This is a genomic window from Escherichia sp. MOD1-EC5990 (genome assembly GCF_002965285.1).
GTDB lineage: Bacteria > Pseudomonadota > Gammaproteobacteria > Enterobacterales > Enterobacteriaceae > Escherichia > Escherichia coli_F.
This window is the reverse complement of the sequence record NZ_PTRV01000080.1, coordinates 1-472: the sequence shown is the minus strand read 5'-3', so window position 1 is coordinate 472 and position 472 is coordinate 1. Positions and strand designations below refer to the sequence as shown.

Sequence of the window (472 nt, the reverse complement as noted above, 5' to 3'; positions counted from 1 at the left end):
GTGGTGTTAGTCGCCACGTTATCGTTAGTGGTTTTCAGCTGAGAACCGTTAACGGCGTCGGTGCTGGTGTCAGAGAGTTCGCCAGCGGTGACATTGGTGATTTTGTTGGTGGCGTTAGTGCCGTGTGCAGCGGTGAATGCGCCTGCGGCGTCGTCCCATTTCAGGGCGTCTTCACCGAGGTTAGTCACCGTATCAGTCAGGTTAGTGATATTGGTGGTGTTAGTCGCCACGTTATCGTTAGTGGTTTTCAGCTGAGAACCGTTAACGGCGTCGGTGCTGGTGTCAGAGAGTTCGCCAGCGGTGACATTGGTGATTTTGTTGGTGGCGTTAGTGCCGTGTGCAGCGGTGAATGCGCCTGCGGCGTCGTCCCATTTCAGGGCGTCTTCACCGAGGTTAGTCACCGTATCAGTCAGGTTAGTGATATTGGTGGTGTTAGTCGCCACGTTATCGTTAGTGGTTTTCAGCTGAGAAC

The 472-nt window shown here is 53.8% G+C and carries 1 pseudogene; it reads right to left on the bottom strand.

The features are described from left to right. A pseudogene (locus BEB42_RS27270) lies at positions 1 to 472 on the bottom strand (adhesin); the annotation flags it as partial.